Below are 15,892 nucleotides of genomic sequence, written 5' to 3'. Positions count from 1 at the left end.
TGGGTTTAATGTGCAAGGTGGGTTTGTGACTAAAGAGCCAGCGAGGAAACGTTATGTCGAAAGTGGTCATCGTGACAGGGGGAAGCCGAGGTATCGGAGCGGCCACCGCAAAATTGCTAGGCGCAAAAGGCTATGCAGTGTGCGTGAACTATCTTGCTAATAGGGAGCTGGCAGATGATGTGGCTGATTGCATTATTCGAGCGGGTGGTCGAGCGTTTGCCTGTCAAGCGGATGTTAGCAGTGAAGCTGACGTTATCCGCCTGTTTGATGCAGCAGAAGAGCGCTTTGGCAAGGTGACACATTTGGTTAACAATGCAGGCATTCTGTTTACTCAATCCAAGCTGGTCGATATCGACCTTGAGCGCTTCAACCAAGTGCTTAATAGCAATGTGGTCAGCTGTTTTCTGTGCTCCAGAGAAGCCGTCAGGCGCTTCCCAGCAGGTAGTGCAATCGTCAATGTCTCATCGCTTGCCTCGCAAACAGGCTCGCCCTTTGAATATGTTGACTACGCTGCATCGAAAGGTGCCATGGATACCCTAACCAAGGGGTTGTCTCGCGAAGTTGCTGGCTCGGGGATTCGTGTTAACGCCGTTCGCCCCGGTTTTATCTACACTGATATGCATGCCGATGGTGGAGAACCAGGGCGGGTTGATCGTTTAGCTCCCCAGATTCCTATGCAGCGTGGCGGTAGCGCTGAAGAAGTGGCTAATACCATCGCTTGGTTGCTCTCGGACGAAGCCTCTTATGTAACGGGGTCATTCATTGATGTAGCAGGCGGGCGGTGATGCTGTTCTTCCCCCATATTTCAAACGTTCTAAATAGATGCTGCTTTTGGGTCTTAACTCATGACACTTCAACAACACTTCGAACAGTTAGCCACTTATAACCAGTGGATGAACACTAACCTCTATGATGCCGCCGGTAAGCTGAGCGCCTCTGAACTAGCTGAAGAGCGTGGCGCGTTCTTCAGCTCGATTTTTGGCACACTGAACCACATCGCGGTAGCCGACACGATTTGGCTCAAACGGTTTGCAACACACGCCTCTTCTTCCGCAAGGACGCTTGAAGTAATGGTGGCACTACCTACGCCAGAGCGTCTTGATCAGATTCTCTTTGATGACTTGAAGGGATTGAAAGCGCATCGCCAATGGCTCGATACCGTGATTATTAACTGGGTATCGGCGCTGACAGACGACGATTTGAGTACCACGCTGAGTTATCACAACATAAAAGGAGTGGCCTCAAAACGGCGCTACTCAAGCCTGATCGTTCACTTCTTCAATCACCAAACCCACCACCGCGGGCAGGCATCTACTTTGTTCTCCCAAGCCGGTGTGGATATTGGTGTCACCGATTTGTTGAATCTAATTCCGGATGAGTCTTAAGGGGAAAGCTTAGACAACGGGAACCGAGTTACTGGAATTAGTCATTTATTACAAACCGAAGGTTCCAGGGTTGCGAAGCGCCGTGGCTTGTGAAAGCCACGGCGTTGTTTTCTATCGATTTACCCTATCCATTCAACGCTTCTTCCGTGATGGCTTCTTATCGGCACTGGCCGGTGCGCTTTCCTTTTCGCCGCTACCACCATTGGGGAAGTGAGCGCGAACCAGTTCCAGCAGACCTTGAGTTGAGGTGTCGAAGTCAGCAGCGTTGGTGTCGATGCGTTCGCTGATTTCACCGGCGATGCGCTTGCCAAGCTGCACGCCCCACTGGTCAAAGGAGTTGATGTTCCAGATGACCCCTTGCACGAACACCTTGTGCTCGTAGAGCGCGATCAGTGCCCCCAGGTTTTTTGGCGTTAGCTCATCCAGCAGTAGGGTGCTGGAAGGACGGTTGCCGGGGCAGCTGTAGGGGTCGTGTTGACTGAGCTCTTTGCTGTCCCCTTGGCTGCCTTCCATAAAGGCGTTGGCCTGGGCGAGCATATTAGTCAGCAGTGCGAAGTGGTGGTCTTCAACGCCGGGCTCGGGCTTGAGTGAGGCAATAAAGTCGATAGGTACGTAGCGCGTGCCCTGGTGCAGCAACTGGAAGAAAGCGTGCTGGCCGTTGGAGCCGGTCTGGCCCCAGACAATCGGGCCGGTTTTGTAATTCACCGGGTGACCGAAAATATCCACCGATTTACCGTTAGACTCCATATCCAGCTGCTGCAGGAAAGAGGGTAGTTGGTTCAGCGCCTGGTCGTAGGGCACTATGGCTTGAGTTTCGGCGCCAATAAAGTTGATGTACCAAATACCAATCAGCGCCATTAGCACGGGCATGTTTTGCGAGAAGGGCGCGTTGATGAAATGGTTATCCATCTCATGAGCGCCTTCCAGCAGTTCGATAAAGCCTTCGAAACCGATCGACAGCGCAATCGGCAGCCCGATGGACGACCACATGGAGTAACGGCCGCCCACCCAAGCCCAGAATTCGAACACGTTCTCTTCGCGAATGCCGAACTCCATGGCCGCTTTGCGGTTGGTGGAGGCGGCAATAAAGTGCGCGCCTACGTCGGCGTCTTCGCCAGCGTTCTCCAGGAACCAGCGCCGCGCGGTTTTGGCGTTAAGCAGGGTCTCCTGGGTAGAGAAGGTCTTGGTGGAGACGATAAACAGCGTGGTGGCGGGGTCGAGGCGCGAAAGTACCTTCTGAATATGGGTGCCGTCCACATTGGAAACGAAGTGGAAGTGCAGCTCCGGGTGGCGGTATTTGAGCAGCGCGCGAACCGCCATATTGGGCCCAAGATCCGAGCCACCAATGCCGATATTGACCACGTCTTTAATGCGTTTGCCGTTGTAGCCTTTCCATTCACCGCTGCGCACCGCTTCCGAGAACAGCTTGATCTGCTCGCGGGTGCGGGTTATCTCCGGCATAACGTCTTCGCTGTCCACATATACCGGCTCATCGCCTAAGTGACGCAGAGCCGTATGCAGTACCGGGCGGTTTTCCGTAACGTTGATAATATCCCCGGAGAACATCTGTGCCCGGCGCTGTACCAGTGCGGAGTGGTCGGCTAGCTCAATCAGCTTGGTAAACACTTCATCGGAGACATGGTGCTTGGAGTAGTCGAGAAACAGACCGCCCACCCGTAAACTCATTTTCTCAAAGCGCTGCGGGTCATTGGTGAAGTAGTCACGAATGCGGTCGTTTGCGGTTTTGTCGCGCAAGCGTTCAAGTGCCTGCCAGGTAACACTGCGAGTGAGCTGAAACATAGGATGATCCGTTTGTTATAGGTGAATTGGTGATCAAAAAGTAGGTTATGTAAAAATACTACATAAAAAATGACAAAGAGTAGAGGGTATAAGTGGCGTGAAGAGGTATTAAATGCGTAAAGCGACGTATTTAGACGTATTTAAAAGGGCAGGCATGTTCGCCTGCCCTCATTTTTTGGTAACAGCGGTTAGGTGGCGAGTGCTACCTGGGCCGCATCACGTTTGATAAACGCATAGCTTAAACCCGTCACCAACGAGCCAGCCACAATAGCGCCAAGGTAGAGCAGTACCGGGGTAATGGCGTTGGGAATCAGCAGTACGAAGATACCACCGTGAGGAGCCATGAGTTGCGCGCCTACCAGCATCGAGAGTGCGCCTGTGAGTGCGCCGCCCACCATGCAAGCGGGGATAACGCGTAGGGGATCTTTCGCCGCAAAGGGAATCGCGCCTTCGCTGATAAAACAGAGACCCAGTACAAAAGAGGCTTTGCCCGCTTCCCGCTCCGGTGCCGAGAACTTGTTGCGCGCTACAAAGCTGGCAATCCCCATACCAATGGCAGGTACCATCCCAGCCGCCATAATCGCCGCCATGGGGCCGTAAGTTTCAGAGGCTAGCAGGCCTACGCCAAAGGTGTAAGCCGCTTTGTTGACCGGGCCACCCAGATCGAAACACATCATCGCGCCGAGCAGAATACCCAGCAGCACCGCATTAGTGGAGCCCATGGATTCCAGGAAACTGGTCAGTGCATTAAGCAGTGCCGCGACCGGTTCGCCAATTACGTAAATCATGGTCAGGCCGGTGACCAAACTGGCGACTAGCGGAATGATCAGAATTGGCTTCAGGGATTCAACGCTAGAGGGCAGTTTGACGTAGCGAGTAACCGCCAGCGCCACGTAGCCCGCCAGGAAACCCGCCAAAATACCGCCGATAAAGCCGGAGCCGATATTGGCCGCCAGCATGCCACCAATCATACCCGGTGCGATGCCGGGGCGGTCGGCGATGGAGTAGGCAATATAACCTGCCAGCACTGGAATCATCAGTGCAAAGGCGGTGCCACCGCCGATCTGCATCAGCGCGGCGGCCAGAGTGCCTTCCTGCTCAAAGGCCTCAATACCGAACACAAAGGAGAGTGCAATCAGTAGGCCGCCCGCCACCACCATTGGCAGCATAAAGGAAACGCCGGTGAGCAGGTGCTTATAAACGCCTTTCTCTTTGACGCTCTTATTTGCTGTGCCCGCATTGCTGCTGCCGTTCTCTATGGCGGCCTCGCTGAGCGCAGCTTCAAGCGTGGGGCGCGGTTTTTTTAGCGCGTTGCCAGTAGAAGTGCGGTAGATGCGCTTACCAGCGAACCGCGACGGATCAACGTCGATATCGCAGGCCAATACGACTATGTCGGCGTCGGCGATCTCTTCTTCGGTCAATTTATCTTGTGCGCCCACCGAGCCTTGGGTTTCCACGCGAATGGCGTGGCCCATGGCTTTGCCCGCCTCTGCGAGTGCTTCGGCGGCCATAAAGGTATGCGCCACGCCGGTGGGGCAGGCAGTGACAGCAACGATTTTCTTGCCACCCGCGCTGTTTGCAGCGGTAGATGCGCTAGTAGTAGAGGCGGCAGGTGCGCTATAAATCGGCGCTTCACGCTTAGCCTGGGCTAGAAAAGCGCTGGGATCGGGGAGTGCGCTGGCAATCGGTGCTTGGAATAGCCGCTTGCCTTCAAAGCGCTCTGGGGCAGGCACGTGATCGGCGGCGACCACGATCAAATCGGCATTGGCGATCTGCTCGGCAGTAGCGGCCTGGAGCGGCGCGACTTCGCCGTGCATTTCCACATGCGCCGACCAGCCTTGGCGCTGGGCGGCTTGTTCCAGGCGCTTAGCCGCGAGGAAGGTGGTCGCCATGCCGCTGGGGCAGGCGGTAATCAGAATAATATTCATAGCGTGGCTCCCTCGGTGATGGTGTCGTCAAGACGCCGTATCCGGGTGTGTTGTTGGAGTGAATCGAAATCGGCAGCGTGGGGGTTGCCCACGCCAACGTGGCGCACGGCCTCGGCCGAGAGCGCGGTGGCAAAGCGCAGCGTCTGTTCAGCGTCTTGCTGGCCGTTCTGATGAGTCAGCAGGCCGTGGAGCATGCCCGCGACGAAGGTATCGCCGGCGCAAACGGTATTCGTCGCGGTGACCTTAGGGGGTGTAGCGTGCCAGGCACCTTGAGCGTTAACCCACAGCACCCCTTCGGCACCCGCTGAAATCAGTGCATGAGCGATGCCGCTTTTATGCAGCCGTTTAGCCGCATTCAAGCGAGCATCAGAAGAGGTCATATCTTCGCTCGCCCACTCTGCCAGTTCGTTTTCATTAGGCTTAACACCGGCGGGGTGAGTCGCTATGGCCGCATTGAGTGCCGGGCCACTGGTATCTACCCAGAGCGGTACGCCGCTGGCGTTTAAGTGGTTTAACAGCGCGCTGAAATCGACCAGTGACAGCCCGGGGGGCAGGCTGCCCGCCACAACGACCGCCTGGGGGGGCGTCGCGCTGGAAAGCTCGGTATTTAGCGTGTCGATCAGCGCCTGCAAATGCGTGGCGTCAATGGGCATGCCGGGGCCATTAATATCGGTAACGCGGCCGCTTTGTTCCGCAATTTTGGCATTAATACGGGTTTCTCCCGGCACGCGCACAAAGGCGTCGGTCAGGGAGTACTGGGTAAATGCCAATTGAAAGGGAGCGTCGTTATCGGCACCTAAAAAGCCGCTGACGGTGACGTCGTGGCCAAGGCCTGCCAATACGCGGGCAACGTTAACGCCTTTGCCTGCCGCTTCTAACTGCGCGCTGGTGGGACGGTTGACGCTGCCTAGCACCAAGGCGTCAAGAGTAAACGCCAAATCCAGTGCCGGGTTCAGGGTAATGCATAGCACGCGGGCCATTAGCGCGCCTCCAGTGCATCGCGCACTTCATCGCTAGTCGCCTGATTCAGCGCTAACTGAGCGCTGGCTTGGGCATCAGCGAAGTCAAACTCGCGCAGGCGGGCTTTAACCAGCGGGATCTGCCGCGCGCTGACGGAAAGCTCGTCCACGCCCAGGCCTACCAGCACCGGAATGGCTACGGCATCTGAGGCCAATTCGCCGCACACGCCGACCCATTTGCCTTGGGTATGGGCAGCCGCCACGGTCATTTGAATCAAACGCAGCACAGCAGGGTGCAAACCATCGGCTTGGGCAGAGAGTTCCGGGTGGCCGCGGTCGATAGCCAGGGTGTACTGGGTTAAGTCATTAGTGCCTACTGAGAAAAAATCCACCTCGGCGGCGAGGCTGGGTGCCAGCAGCGCGCTAGAGGGTATTTCAATCATCACCCCCAACTGCACATCGGTGGCGCGCTGGGAAGTAGGGATCTCTTTGAGTAGGCGATCGTAGATGGCTTTTACAGCGCGGAACTCAGCGATATCTTTGACCATCGGCAGCATAATCCGCAGGGGACTATCCTTGCCTGCCATCAATAACGCACGCAATTGGGTCTCGAGCACATCGGGCTGTGTCAGCGCTAAGCGAATACCGCGCAGACCCAGGAAGGGGTTGTCTTCTTGGGGTACCGGCCAGTAGGGCAGTGGCTTATCACCGCCGACATCTAATGTGCGCGCTACCAGCGGGCGGCCATCCAGGGCATCAATTGCCTGACGGTACTCGCTAATCTGAGTGGCTAAGTCTGGTGCGCTGGCGTGGGCCATGAACAGGAATTCAGTACGCAGCAGGCCAACGGCCTCAGCACCGCGCTCCACTGCATCAGCGGCGTGGGCAGTGTTGCCCAGGTTGGCGGCGACTTCGACACGGTGCCCATCGCGAGTTTGGGCGACCTCGAAGCGGCTTTCCCAGGCATCGGCTTCGCGCTGCTGGAGGTCTAGTAACTGCTGCTCGGCACGCTGTAGGCGCTCTTCGGAAGGTTGCGACGTCACTCGGCCACGCTCGCCATCCAGAATCATCATACTGGCGTTGTTAAGCGCCATCACCGCTTGACCCGCGCCCACCACGGCGGGAATGCCCAGTGCACGGGCCAGAATAGCGCTGTGCGCCGTGGCGCCACCGCGAACGGTAAGCAGGCCGCGCACACGGGAAGTATCCAGCCGGGCCACATCGGAAGGGCCGATATCGTCCATCACCAGAATATAAGGGTGATCCGGCGGTTCGGGGAGCGTCACATCGCAGAGTACGCCCAACACCCGGCGACCTACGTCGCGCAGGTCGGCAGCGCGTTCGGCCAGCAGGCGGTCAGCGAGCATCTCCTGGGCGTGGGCCGCGGTTTCAATCGCTTCCCACCAGCCCGCTTCCGCCGAGCGCCCTTCACGAATGGCATCCGTCGCCGCGTGATGGAGCTCCGGGTCATCGAGCATCTCTTCGTGCATTGAAAGAATATCGGCGACTTCGCCACCGGGGGCGTTATGCACCAATGTCTGCAGCTGGGCGGCGCCCTCTTTCAGCGCGCTATTTAAACGGCTGATTTCGTGTTCAGCGTCGCTTGCGTGCTCGGCGTACTCGAACTGCATCGGGCGAATGACAAATACTGGTGCAATGGCCAAGCCCGGCGAGGCGGCCACGCCGGTGTGGGGCGTATCGGCAGCGAGGGGCTCAACGGCCGGTGTAGCGGTGCTCGTTTCCTGCGTGCTATCAAAGCCGCCGTCAAAGGGCGTTACTTTTTCTCCCAGGCCCGATTCAACAGCCTCGGCGACGGCCTCTAGCGCCGCGCTTGCCTGCTCACCCTCGGCTGACAGCACCAGCCACTGGCCGCGGCGTGCGCCCAGGCCAATCACTTTGGTTAGACTGGCGGCGGAAACCGGGGTGGCGCTGCCTTCTTCCAAACGTGCCTGAATCGGCATGGCCTGGGCGCGCGCTATCTGTACCAACTGTTTGGCGGGGCGAGCGTGCAACCCATGGGGGTTGAGCACCCGTACCCGACGGGTTTGGGTATTTGCGGTTTCGCCCGCCAGGGTGGCTAACAGCTGATCGCTGGTTTTGCCCACCAGGCTTTGGCTTTCGCTGTTTTCCAACACCGCCATCAGTTGCTCTAGCAGGGGGCGGTGGGCATCGCCATGGGCGGCCAGGCAGAACAACGCATGCACCGGATGACCAGTGTTTTCCAGGCTTTGTTCAGCAGGTGTGGCCACCCCAAGCGCGGGCTGATTAACGCCCTGGGCGCTGCTAGCCAGCCACAGTCCTTTACCTAACCAGGTCGGCTGTGCCGCGGCGACGGCGGAAATAAAGCTGTTATCGACACAGCCGCTTTGGCGTAAGCGGGCGGCTGCAGCCAGAGCGAGTTCTTGTGGGTCGCGTGCCGGAAAGTTGACGCATAGGGTGTCGGCATCCAGGCGCGGTTCTAATGCTGGTTTCGAAAGCAGCCGCGCTACATCTGCCGCGGAGGTGGCGTTTGCCAGTTGCTCGGAAACGCCTTCGCGATCCAGCACATGGGTGAGCTGGCGCAGAATATCCAGGTGCTCATCATTCTGGGCGGCAATCGTTACCAGTACGTGCACCTGCTGGCCGTCGTGCCACTCGATCCCTTGTGGAAACTGCAACACGCGCACGCCTGTCTGCTTCACATACTGACGGCTTTCCGGTGTACCGTGGGGTATTGCGATGGCGTTTCCTAGAAACGTTGATGATTGTGCCTCGCGGGCGTGTAGGCCGTCGCGGTACTCGGCCTCAACCAATCCGGCCTCAACCAGCGCCTCAGCGGCACTGTCCAGCGCGGTTTGCCAGCTGTCGGCGTGGCGGCCTAGCAAGATGTCATCGGGGCCGAGTGTCAACATAGTATTCTCCTGTAAACGCGCACTGTCGGCATTTTAATGGGGCAGCGTCGACGCAGCGTCGTGTACATAAAGTGATCGTCGTTAAATGATCATGGTAATGGCGTTGATGCCAATGAGATGAACCGTGCCGTTTCAGTCGGTTTATCCTTGCCATTAAATCTGGGTATGGTGCTATTAAATCTGCACATAGTGCTATGCTGAATCGATTCACTGAATGACACAAGGTTTGAGCTTTTAGACTTTGGTCTGGTAGGCGCTAACTTGCTGATAAACTGCCCGGTCACACCAGGGGGAAACCGCATGACACTTGCCGATATTGCCCGGCTAGCCGGCGTCTCGCGCACAACTGCTAGCTACGTCATTAATGGTCAGGCCGAGCAGCGCCGCATTAGCTCAGCGACAATTGAAAAAGTGATGGCGGTGGTGCGGCAACACCGCTATCACATTGACCCTCAGGCGGCTGCGCTGCGCCGGGGCGCAAGCCGCTTGCTGGGGCTTATCGTGCCGGATTTGGAGAACATTAGTTATGCTCGCCTAGCCAAACGCCTGGAGCGGGGTGCACGGGAGCAGGGTTATCAGCTGTTGATCGTAAGCTCAGATGACTGTGCAGAGAGTGAACGGACACTCGCGTTGGCGCTGCGTGCGCAACGCTGTGAGGTGTTGATAACCGCCAGTTGCTTGCCTAGCGACGATACTTTTTATGCCGACCTGGTAGACGAGGGATGGTGCGTGGTGGGGATGGACCGTGGCCTCAACCCGACGCGCTTTGCCAGTGTCGTGAGTAACGATCAGGAGGCGGCTAAGACGTTGACCCGTTCGGTGATCGGCGCGGCGACCAAGCGTATTGCTTGGTTGGAAGCGATGCCGGAGCTGTCGGTTAGCTGTGAGCGGCGGGTGGGTTTTCAGGCGGCCCTTGAAGGCAGCATGATTGAACCGCTTTATCTTACCGGATCGCACTATGAGCGTAGCGAAGGGGTGCGTTTAGCGATTCAACTGCTGGATGAACAGGGCGGTGCCGACGCACTGGTGACGGCGTCCTATACACTGATGGAAGGGGTGTTTGATGTGTTCTTGGAGCGCGGCGGTCTGCCGGAGAATATTCGCCTGGCCACCTTTGGTGATCACCGGCTGCTGGATTTCCTTCCTCAGCCAGTGAACTCGGCGCTACAGGATTATGACCGTATTGCCGAGTTAACATTGCGCTGTGCCCTAGCTGCTATGAACGGCCACTATGAGAGCGGGCTGCAGGTGGTGGCGCGTCATCTGCACCGGCGTTAAACCGTGCGCGCCTGGGCCCAAGCTGCTGCATCTGGTATCGACATATCGTAACTCTCGCTCAAGTAGGGCGAGGAGAGCACGAAGTCGGCGCTCGCCGCATTGCAGGCAACGGGGACATTCCACAGCGCCGCTAAACGCAGCAACGCTTTGACATCCGGGTCGTGGGGCTGGGGTGAGAAGGGATCCCAAAAGAAGATCAGTACATCCAGCCGCTGCTCCGCAATCCGTGCGCCAATCTGCTGGTCACCGCCCAGAGGGCCGCTCATTAGACCCTCGACTTCTAACCCTAACGCGGTTTTAAGCCGCTTAGACGTTGTTCCCGTGCCAATCAATTCGTGCTGGCTCAGCGTATCCTTCCAGCGAGTTGCCCACTCAAGCATTTCGCTCTTCTTGCCATCGTGGGCAATTAGCGCAATACGCTTGCGCGCTTGCAGCGTACGGATGGCTTGGCGGGGCGGTTGCGCGTCACTCATTTCGTCACTTCCCTCATGGTTCTATTGCCTTTCGGTCTTATGGCCGAGTGGCTTTTCTTTTTAAAGGTCGCAAAAGCTAAAAGCTCGCTACAGAGGTTAGACCGTTACTCACTATCAAAGGCAAGGATTTTCATCGTATTAGTGCCCCCATGGGCATTCATATGGTCGCCGCGAGTGAGAATGACATGCTCGCCAGGGTGGATAAATCCCTGTGCCTGCAAGCATTTCAATGCTTCTTGGTTAAGGTTGGCCGGATCCATCTCGGTGGTGTCGAAAGGAATTGAAACCACGCCACGATAGAGCGCCATACGCCGCTGGGCGATAGGGCTGTGAGCCAACCCTACGATAGGCAGGCCGGAACGAATGCGCGATGCAATCAGCGGTGTATAGCCTGTGGAGGTCATGCAAGCGATGGCGCTGACGCCGGATAAGTGATTCGCAGCATACATCGCCGATAGCGCGATGGTTTCATCGATGCGCTCAAAGCCCTCATGAATACGGTGGCCTGACTCCTGAGCGAGACGCTCACGCTCGGCACCCAGACACACACGGTTCATCGCTTCGATGGTTTCCACCGGGTAATCACCTGCGGCGGTTTCCGCAGAGAGCATCACTGCATCGGTGGCGTCGAGCACCGCATTAGCCACGTCGAAGACCTCGGCGCGGGTGGGCAGCGGCGACTCGATCATCGATTCCATCATTTGGGTGGCGGTAATGACGGCGCGGTTGAGTGTGCGTGCGTGCTTGATAATGCGCTTCTGAGTACCAATCAGCGCGGCGTCGCCAATCTCAACGCCCAGGTCGCCCCTGGCCACCATGACCGCCTCAGAGGCTTCAATGATGCCATCCAGCGTAGCATCGTCGGCAACCGCTTCGGCGCGTTCAAGCTTAGCCACCAGGCCGATCTCTTTCCCGGCTTCGCCAAGCAGCTCGCGGGCTTCTTGCATATCTGCGGCGCTGCGCGGGAAGGAGACGGCTAAGTAGTCAACGCCAATCTCAATAGCGGTTTTTAGATCGGCCTTATCTTTCTCAGTAAGGGCGGGCGCTGAGAGTCCTCCTCCCTGCTTGTTAATGCCCTTATTGTTGGAGAGCTTGCCACCTACGTGAACGCGGGTATGCACTTCTTGTCCAATTACACGGGTGACATCGAGTACCAAACGGCCATCGTCGAGCAGTAGGCGGTCGCCCTCAATGACATCATCGGCCAGTGTTTGATAGTCGCAGCCGACGCGTTCTGCAGTGCCGCTATTGGCGTCCAGCGCCATGTCCAAGACAAATGCCTGGCCGACATCGAGGTTGACGGCGCCTTCGACAAAACGCGCAATACGAATTTTCGGCCCTTGCAGGTCACCCAGCGCAGCAACGCTGCGGCCAAGGCGTTCGGCGATCTCGCGGACTTCGCTTAAGCGACGGCGGTGGTCGTCTGCCGAGCCGTGGGAGAAGTTAAGCCGCACCACATCCACACCGGCTTTTAGCATCGCTTCCAGCACGCCGGGGCGATCACTGGCGGGGCCGAGTGTGGCAACAATTTTGGTGCGCCTTAAAGGCGTATGGGAATGAGGGTTGGTAGACGCCGGTGTTGCTGTATTCGAGGTCGCATTCGTCATGGGCGCTCTCCTTGAGTAAAGGGATTGTGGGCAATTTAGTATTGGACTACGATAGCGTTTATATAGTAATTTTACTACATATTGGATATTTACTAGCCTTTTGGGGCGGTTGAAACGCTGTTTATCGGCCTCATGACGCTTAAATACGTATTTTTAGTAATTTTTTTACTAAAGGTGCAGATTGTTACTATTGGTCAATTGAGGAGCTATCATGACAATAAGAGTTGCGATTAACGGATTTGGCCGTATTGGCCGCAATGTACTGCGTGCCCTTTACGAAAACAGCTACCGTGACCGCGTACAGGTCGTCGCCATTAACGATCTCGGCGACCCCTCGCTAAATTCCCACCTGCTGCGTCACGATACCGTGCATGGCCACTTCCCCTTTAAGGTAGAACACGACGCCGAGAGCATCACGGTGGATGGCGATCGTATCGCCATCTCCTCAGAGCGCGATCCAGCGGAGTTGCCGTGGGCATCGATGAATATCGATCTGGTGATGGAGTGCACCGGGTTGTTTACCAAGCGCGAGGCGGCGGCCAAGCATATCGAAGCGGGTGCCAAGCGCGTGCTGATTTCCGCACCCAGCCCCGACGCTGATGCGACGATTGTGTATGGCGTTAATGACCAAGTGTTGACCGCTGAGCACACGGTTGTCTCTAATGCTTCCTGCACCACCAACTGCCTAGCGCCGGTCGCGAAAGCGTTGAACGACGCAGTCGGTATCGAAAACGGTTTGATGACCACGGTGCACGCTTACACCAATGATCAGAACCTCTCGGATGTTTACCACTCTGACCCCTACCGGGCGCGCAGTGCAACGCACTCCATGATCCCGACCAAAACCGGTGCTGCCGCAGCGGTGGGCTTGGTGCTACCAGAGCTGGCGGGTAAATTTGATGGCCTAGCCGTTCGCGTACCGGTGATCAACGTCTCGCTGGTGGATCTGACCTTTACTGCCAGTCGCGATACCACTAAAGAAGAGATTAATGCCATCGTTGAGAAGGCCGCGGCTAACTCTCCGGTATTGGCTGTTAACGCTGAACCGCTGGTCTCTATTGATTTCAATCATGATGCCAACTCATCGACCTTCGATGCTAATCACACCCGCGTGAATGGCCGTCTGGTTAAAATCATGGCGTGGTACGACAACGAGTGGGGCTTCTCCAACCGTATGCTGGATACTGCGCTTGCCATGCAGGCGACTGCTAAGTAATACCCTCCTAAGGGCTAAGGGCAGGTGTCGCCCAGCAGCAGCTCAGTTTGCAGCAACTGCTGGGCGAGGGGGATGCGGCCAAGAATCATCTGCGCTGCGACTCGCCCTTTGCCCACGCTATCCTGGCGCACCGTGGTTAAACGCGGTGCGCGGTACTGTCCTTCAGCAATGCCATCGAACCCGGTAATGCGTAACTCTTCCGGCACCCGTATACCGCGCTGCTCGGCCAGCGTTAGCGCCGTGAGTGCAATACGGTCAGACATGCACAGCAGCAGGTCTGGCCGTTGTTCTAGTGGCTGGTCGAGAATCTCGGCAATCACCGGCGAGCACACCTCAAAGGTATTCTCCTCGATATTCCAGAGCGGCACTTGCGCCACATCCACACCTTGCTCACTCAGCGCGTTATGAAAGCCCTCAAGGCGGGCACGGCTAATGGTGCTGGTGTTGGGCAGCAGCGTGTGCTCGGCCGTCACGCGGCCGTTGCAGACCTCTTTGGTTAAGCGCAGGTTGATAATCGCCGGGCGTTTGGGCAACTGGTTAAGCGCATGCTGGGCGATTTTATAGCTAGCAGCTGTATCATCGATATGCACCGTCGGGCAGCCTTCAATATCAAAATCGACGGCCACCAGGGTGCGTTGGGCGGGCAGTTCATCGAGCAGCTTATTGTTGGGCATTAATCCATAAACGATAAAGCCATCGGCGATATTGGCGGAGCCCGGCGGCTGTGAGGCATGGCCGCGACCCGGCAATAACAGCAGCGTGTGGCCGTGGGCATCAAGAACTTCGGCAACCCCTGATAAAAACTCGCTGGCCACGGCATCGTTCAAACTGTAGGTCAGGCTTTCCGCAAGAATCACCGCAATAATCCGCGAGCGGCCGGTGCGCAGGCTGCGCGCTTTGGCGTCAGGGCCGCTGTACCCCAGCCTTTTCGCCTCTTTGAGTATGCGTTCGCGCAGGGCTGGAGAAAGCTGATCCGGCCGGTTAAAGGCATTGGAAATCGTGGCAGTGGAGACGTTGAGTTCCTGCGCAAGATCCTTGAGTGTCATACGACGCTGATCAGTCACGGTACTTCCTTATACAGGCTTTTTTAATAATTGAAGATTAGCTATTCAAAGGATGTGCATAATAAAATCGACCCGCTGTGTGCTGCCACTCCCCATGATAAGCGAAGGGAAGGTTAGGCACACACAGAGGGTCGTTAAAGCGGGTATCTTGGTTGACTCTTGTGCTTAAGCCGCTGCTTGTTGAGTGGATAACATCAGTGCTGCACCGCTCTCATCAAACAGGTGTACTTTTTCCCAGTCCGCTGCCAGTGATACCTGCTGGCCCTCCTGCCACTGGCTGGGCGCTTCGCTGCGATGAATCAACAGCGTGTCGCCCTGTTTGGGCTCAAGGTAGACGTAAACTTCGTTACCTAAATACTCGACATTGACGATATCGAAGCAGTTGTCATCAGTGGGTGCCGCTAAGCATAGGTGCTCTGGGCGAATGCCGAGGGTCAATGCTTCGCCGCTTTGCCGCTGCTGGGCATTCTGGGGCAGGGCGAGCTCGCCAACTCCTACGGCTCGCACACGACAGCCGTTGGCGTCACCAGCGAGTAACTCTGCGGGCATGAAGTTCATGGTGGGCGAGCCGATAAACCCGGCAACGAATTTCGTCGCCGGGCGCTGGTACAACTCGTGGGGGCTGCCTACCTGCTCAACGTGTCCGCCATTGAGCACCACAATTTTGTCGGCCAGGGTCATGGCCTCCACCTGGTCGTGGGTCACGTAAATCATGGTGGAACCAAGGCGGTTATGCAGCCGTGCGATCTCGTTACGCATTTGTACCCGCAGCGAGGCATCCAGGTTGGAGAGTGGCTCGTCAAACAGCAGAATACGCGGTTCACGCGCCATGGCACGGCCCATAGCCACCCGCTGGCGTTGGCCCCCGGAAAGGGCTTTTGGCTTACGGTGCAGAAGCTCTTCAAGCTGCAAAATCTTTGCCGTGCTCATGACCCGTTCGTGCACGGTCTCTTTGGCGGTCTTGGCCAGTTTCAGGCCAAACGCCATATTGTCGTAAACGGTCATATGCGGGTAGAGCGCATAGGATTGAAACACCATGCCCACACCGCGTTCCCGCGGTGGCAAGTCATTGACCACGGTGTCATCCATGCTCAGGTCGCCATCGCTAATCGATTCCAAACCGGCGATCAGGCGCAAAAGGGTCGACTTGCCGCAGCCGGAGGGGCCAACGAAAACCACAAATTCGCCGTCGCCAATATGTAGGTCCACATCGTTAATAATGTGATCGCTGCCAAACACTTTGTTGATCTTACTAAGCGTAACACTTGCCATAGGTGACTCCTTGCCGACC

The 15,892-nt window shown here is 56.9% G+C and carries 12 protein-coding genes; 4 read left to right on the top strand and 8 right to left on the bottom strand.

All coding sequences use genetic code 11. The annotated features are described in order from the left end of the window. Positions 1–53 precede the first annotated feature (53 nt). Together LMS44_RS13820 and LMS44_RS13815 are read left to right on the top strand one after the other, a co-directional pair. On the top strand, positions 54–785 hold the full coding sequence (locus LMS44_RS13820) for an SDR family oxidoreductase (RefSeq protein ID WP_022523005.1): 732 nt from the start codon (positions 54–56) through the stop codon (positions 783–785). Positions 786–845: 60 nt separating this feature from the next. Beyond that, on the top strand, positions 846–1,385 hold the full coding sequence (locus LMS44_RS13815) for a DinB family protein (protein ID WP_476488292.1): 540 nt from the start codon (positions 846–848) through the stop codon (positions 1,383–1,385). Between the two features lie 132 nt (positions 1,386–1,517). On the opposite strand, the gene pgi is transcribed toward LMS44_RS13815, so the two are convergent. From pgi to ptsP, 4 genes are all read right to left on the bottom strand, one after another. After that, positions 1,518–3,185: a glucose-6-phosphate isomerase gene (pgi, locus tag LMS44_RS13810; RefSeq protein ID WP_498945418.1), complete on the bottom strand. Its 1,668-nt coding sequence runs from the start codon at positions 3,183–3,185 to the stop codon at positions 1,518–1,520. A 188-nt stretch (positions 3,186–3,373) separates the two neighbouring features. Next, on the bottom strand, positions 3,374–5,113 hold the full coding sequence (locus LMS44_RS13805) for a PTS fructose-like transporter subunit IIB (protein ID WP_041158636.1): 1,740 nt from the start codon (positions 5,111–5,113) through the stop codon (positions 3,374–3,376). Beyond that, positions 5,110–6,093, bottom strand: a complete 984-nt coding sequence (gene pfkB / locus LMS44_RS13800; RefSeq protein ID WP_041158635.1) for a 1-phosphofructokinase — start codon at positions 6,091–6,093, stop codon at positions 5,110–5,112. The genes LMS44_RS13805 and pfkB overlap by 4 nt, the downstream gene beginning before the upstream one ends. Further along, on the bottom strand, positions 6,093–8,963 hold the full coding sequence (ptsP, locus tag LMS44_RS13795) for a phosphoenolpyruvate--protein phosphotransferase (RefSeq protein ID WP_476488290.1): 2,871 nt from the start codon (positions 8,961–8,963) through the stop codon (positions 6,093–6,095). The genes pfkB and ptsP overlap by 1 nt, the downstream gene beginning before the upstream one ends. A gap of 300 nt (positions 8,964–9,263) precedes the next feature. Here ptsP and cra point away from each other — a divergent pair, with 300 nt between their 5' ends. After that, positions 9,264–10,241 carry a catabolite repressor/activator gene (gene cra / locus LMS44_RS13790; RefSeq protein WP_476488289.1) on the top strand — a complete coding sequence of 326 codons (978 nt, stop codon included), beginning with the start codon at positions 9,264–9,266 and terminating at the stop codon, positions 10,239–10,241. Here the strand turns inward: cra and LMS44_RS13785 are convergent. Then, positions 10,238–10,714, bottom strand: coding sequence for a methylglyoxal synthase (locus LMS44_RS13785; protein ID WP_022523012.1), 477 nt, complete (start codon positions 10,712–10,714; stop codon positions 10,238–10,240). The genes cra and LMS44_RS13785 overlap by 4 nt on opposite strands. A gap of 104 nt (positions 10,715–10,818) precedes the next feature. Next, the gene (pyk, locus tag LMS44_RS13780) at positions 10,819–12,321 is read right to left on the bottom strand and encodes a pyruvate kinase (RefSeq protein ID WP_041158632.1); all 1,503 of its coding nucleotides are present in this window, start codon (positions 12,319–12,321) and stop codon (positions 10,819–10,821) included. A gap of 211 nt (positions 12,322–12,532) precedes the next feature. On the opposite strand from pyk, the gene gap reads away from it, so the two are divergent. Further along, complete coding sequence (gap, locus tag LMS44_RS13775; RefSeq protein WP_009287089.1) at positions 12,533–13,537, top strand: type I glyceraldehyde-3-phosphate dehydrogenase; 1,005 nt, start codon at positions 12,533–12,535, stop codon at positions 13,535–13,537. A 14-nt stretch (positions 13,538–13,551) separates the two neighbouring features. Here gap and LMS44_RS13770 read toward each other — a convergent pair whose 3' ends face one another. Both LMS44_RS13770 and LMS44_RS13765 read right to left on the bottom strand, forming a co-directional pair. Beyond that, positions 13,552–14,601: a LacI family DNA-binding transcriptional regulator gene (locus LMS44_RS13770; protein WP_009287088.1), complete on the bottom strand. Its 1,050-nt coding sequence runs from the start codon at positions 14,599–14,601 to the stop codon at positions 13,552–13,554. 165 nt (positions 14,602–14,766) lie between these two features. After that, positions 14,767–15,873, bottom strand: coding sequence for an ABC transporter ATP-binding protein (locus LMS44_RS13765; protein WP_474192606.1), 1,107 nt, complete (start codon positions 15,871–15,873; stop codon positions 14,767–14,769). Between the last annotated feature and the right edge of the window lie 19 nt (positions 15,874–15,892).

This window comes from Halomonas profundus (assembly GCF_020865425.1).
GTDB lineage: Bacteria > Pseudomonadota > Gammaproteobacteria > Pseudomonadales > Halomonadaceae > Vreelandella > Vreelandella titanicae.
This window is presented reverse-complemented; position numbering and strand designations above follow the sequence as displayed.

Excerpts from the sequence above, each read along its gene's own strand:
- LMS44_RS13820 (WP_022523005.1), top strand. The coding sequence starts at position 54 with ATGTCGAAAGTGGTCATCGTGACAGGGGGAAGCCGAGGTATCGGAGCG.
- LMS44_RS13815 (WP_476488292.1), top strand. The coding sequence starts at position 846 with ATGACACTTCAACAACACTTCGAACAGTTAGCCACTTATAACCAGTGG.
- pgi (WP_498945418.1), bottom strand. The coding sequence starts at position 3,185 with ATGTTTCAGCTCACTCGCAGTGTTACCTGGCAGGCACTTGAACGCTTG.
- LMS44_RS13805 (WP_041158636.1), bottom strand. The coding sequence starts at position 5,113 with ATGAATATTATTCTGATTACCGCCTGCCCCAGCGGCATGGCGACCACC.
- pfkB (WP_041158635.1), bottom strand. The coding sequence starts at position 6,093 with ATGGCCCGCGTGCTATGCATTACCCTGAACCCGGCACTGGATTTGGCG.
- ptsP (WP_476488290.1), bottom strand. The coding sequence starts at position 8,963 with ATGTTGACACTCGGCCCCGATGACATCTTGCTAGGCCGCCACGCCGAC.
- cra (WP_476488289.1), top strand. The coding sequence starts at position 9,264 with ATGACACTTGCCGATATTGCCCGGCTAGCCGGCGTCTCGCGCACAACT.
- LMS44_RS13785 (WP_022523012.1), bottom strand. The coding sequence starts at position 10,714 with ATGAGTGACGCGCAACCGCCCCGCCAAGCCATCCGTACGCTGCAAGCG.
- pyk (WP_041158632.1), bottom strand. The coding sequence starts at position 12,321 with ATGACGAATGCGACCTCGAATACAGCAACACCGGCGTCTACCAACCCT.
- gap (WP_009287089.1), top strand. The coding sequence starts at position 12,533 with ATGACAATAAGAGTTGCGATTAACGGATTTGGCCGTATTGGCCGCAAT.
- LMS44_RS13765 (WP_474192606.1), bottom strand. The coding sequence starts at position 15,873 with ATGGCAAGTGTTACGCTTAGTAAGATCAACAAAGTGTTTGGCAGCGAT.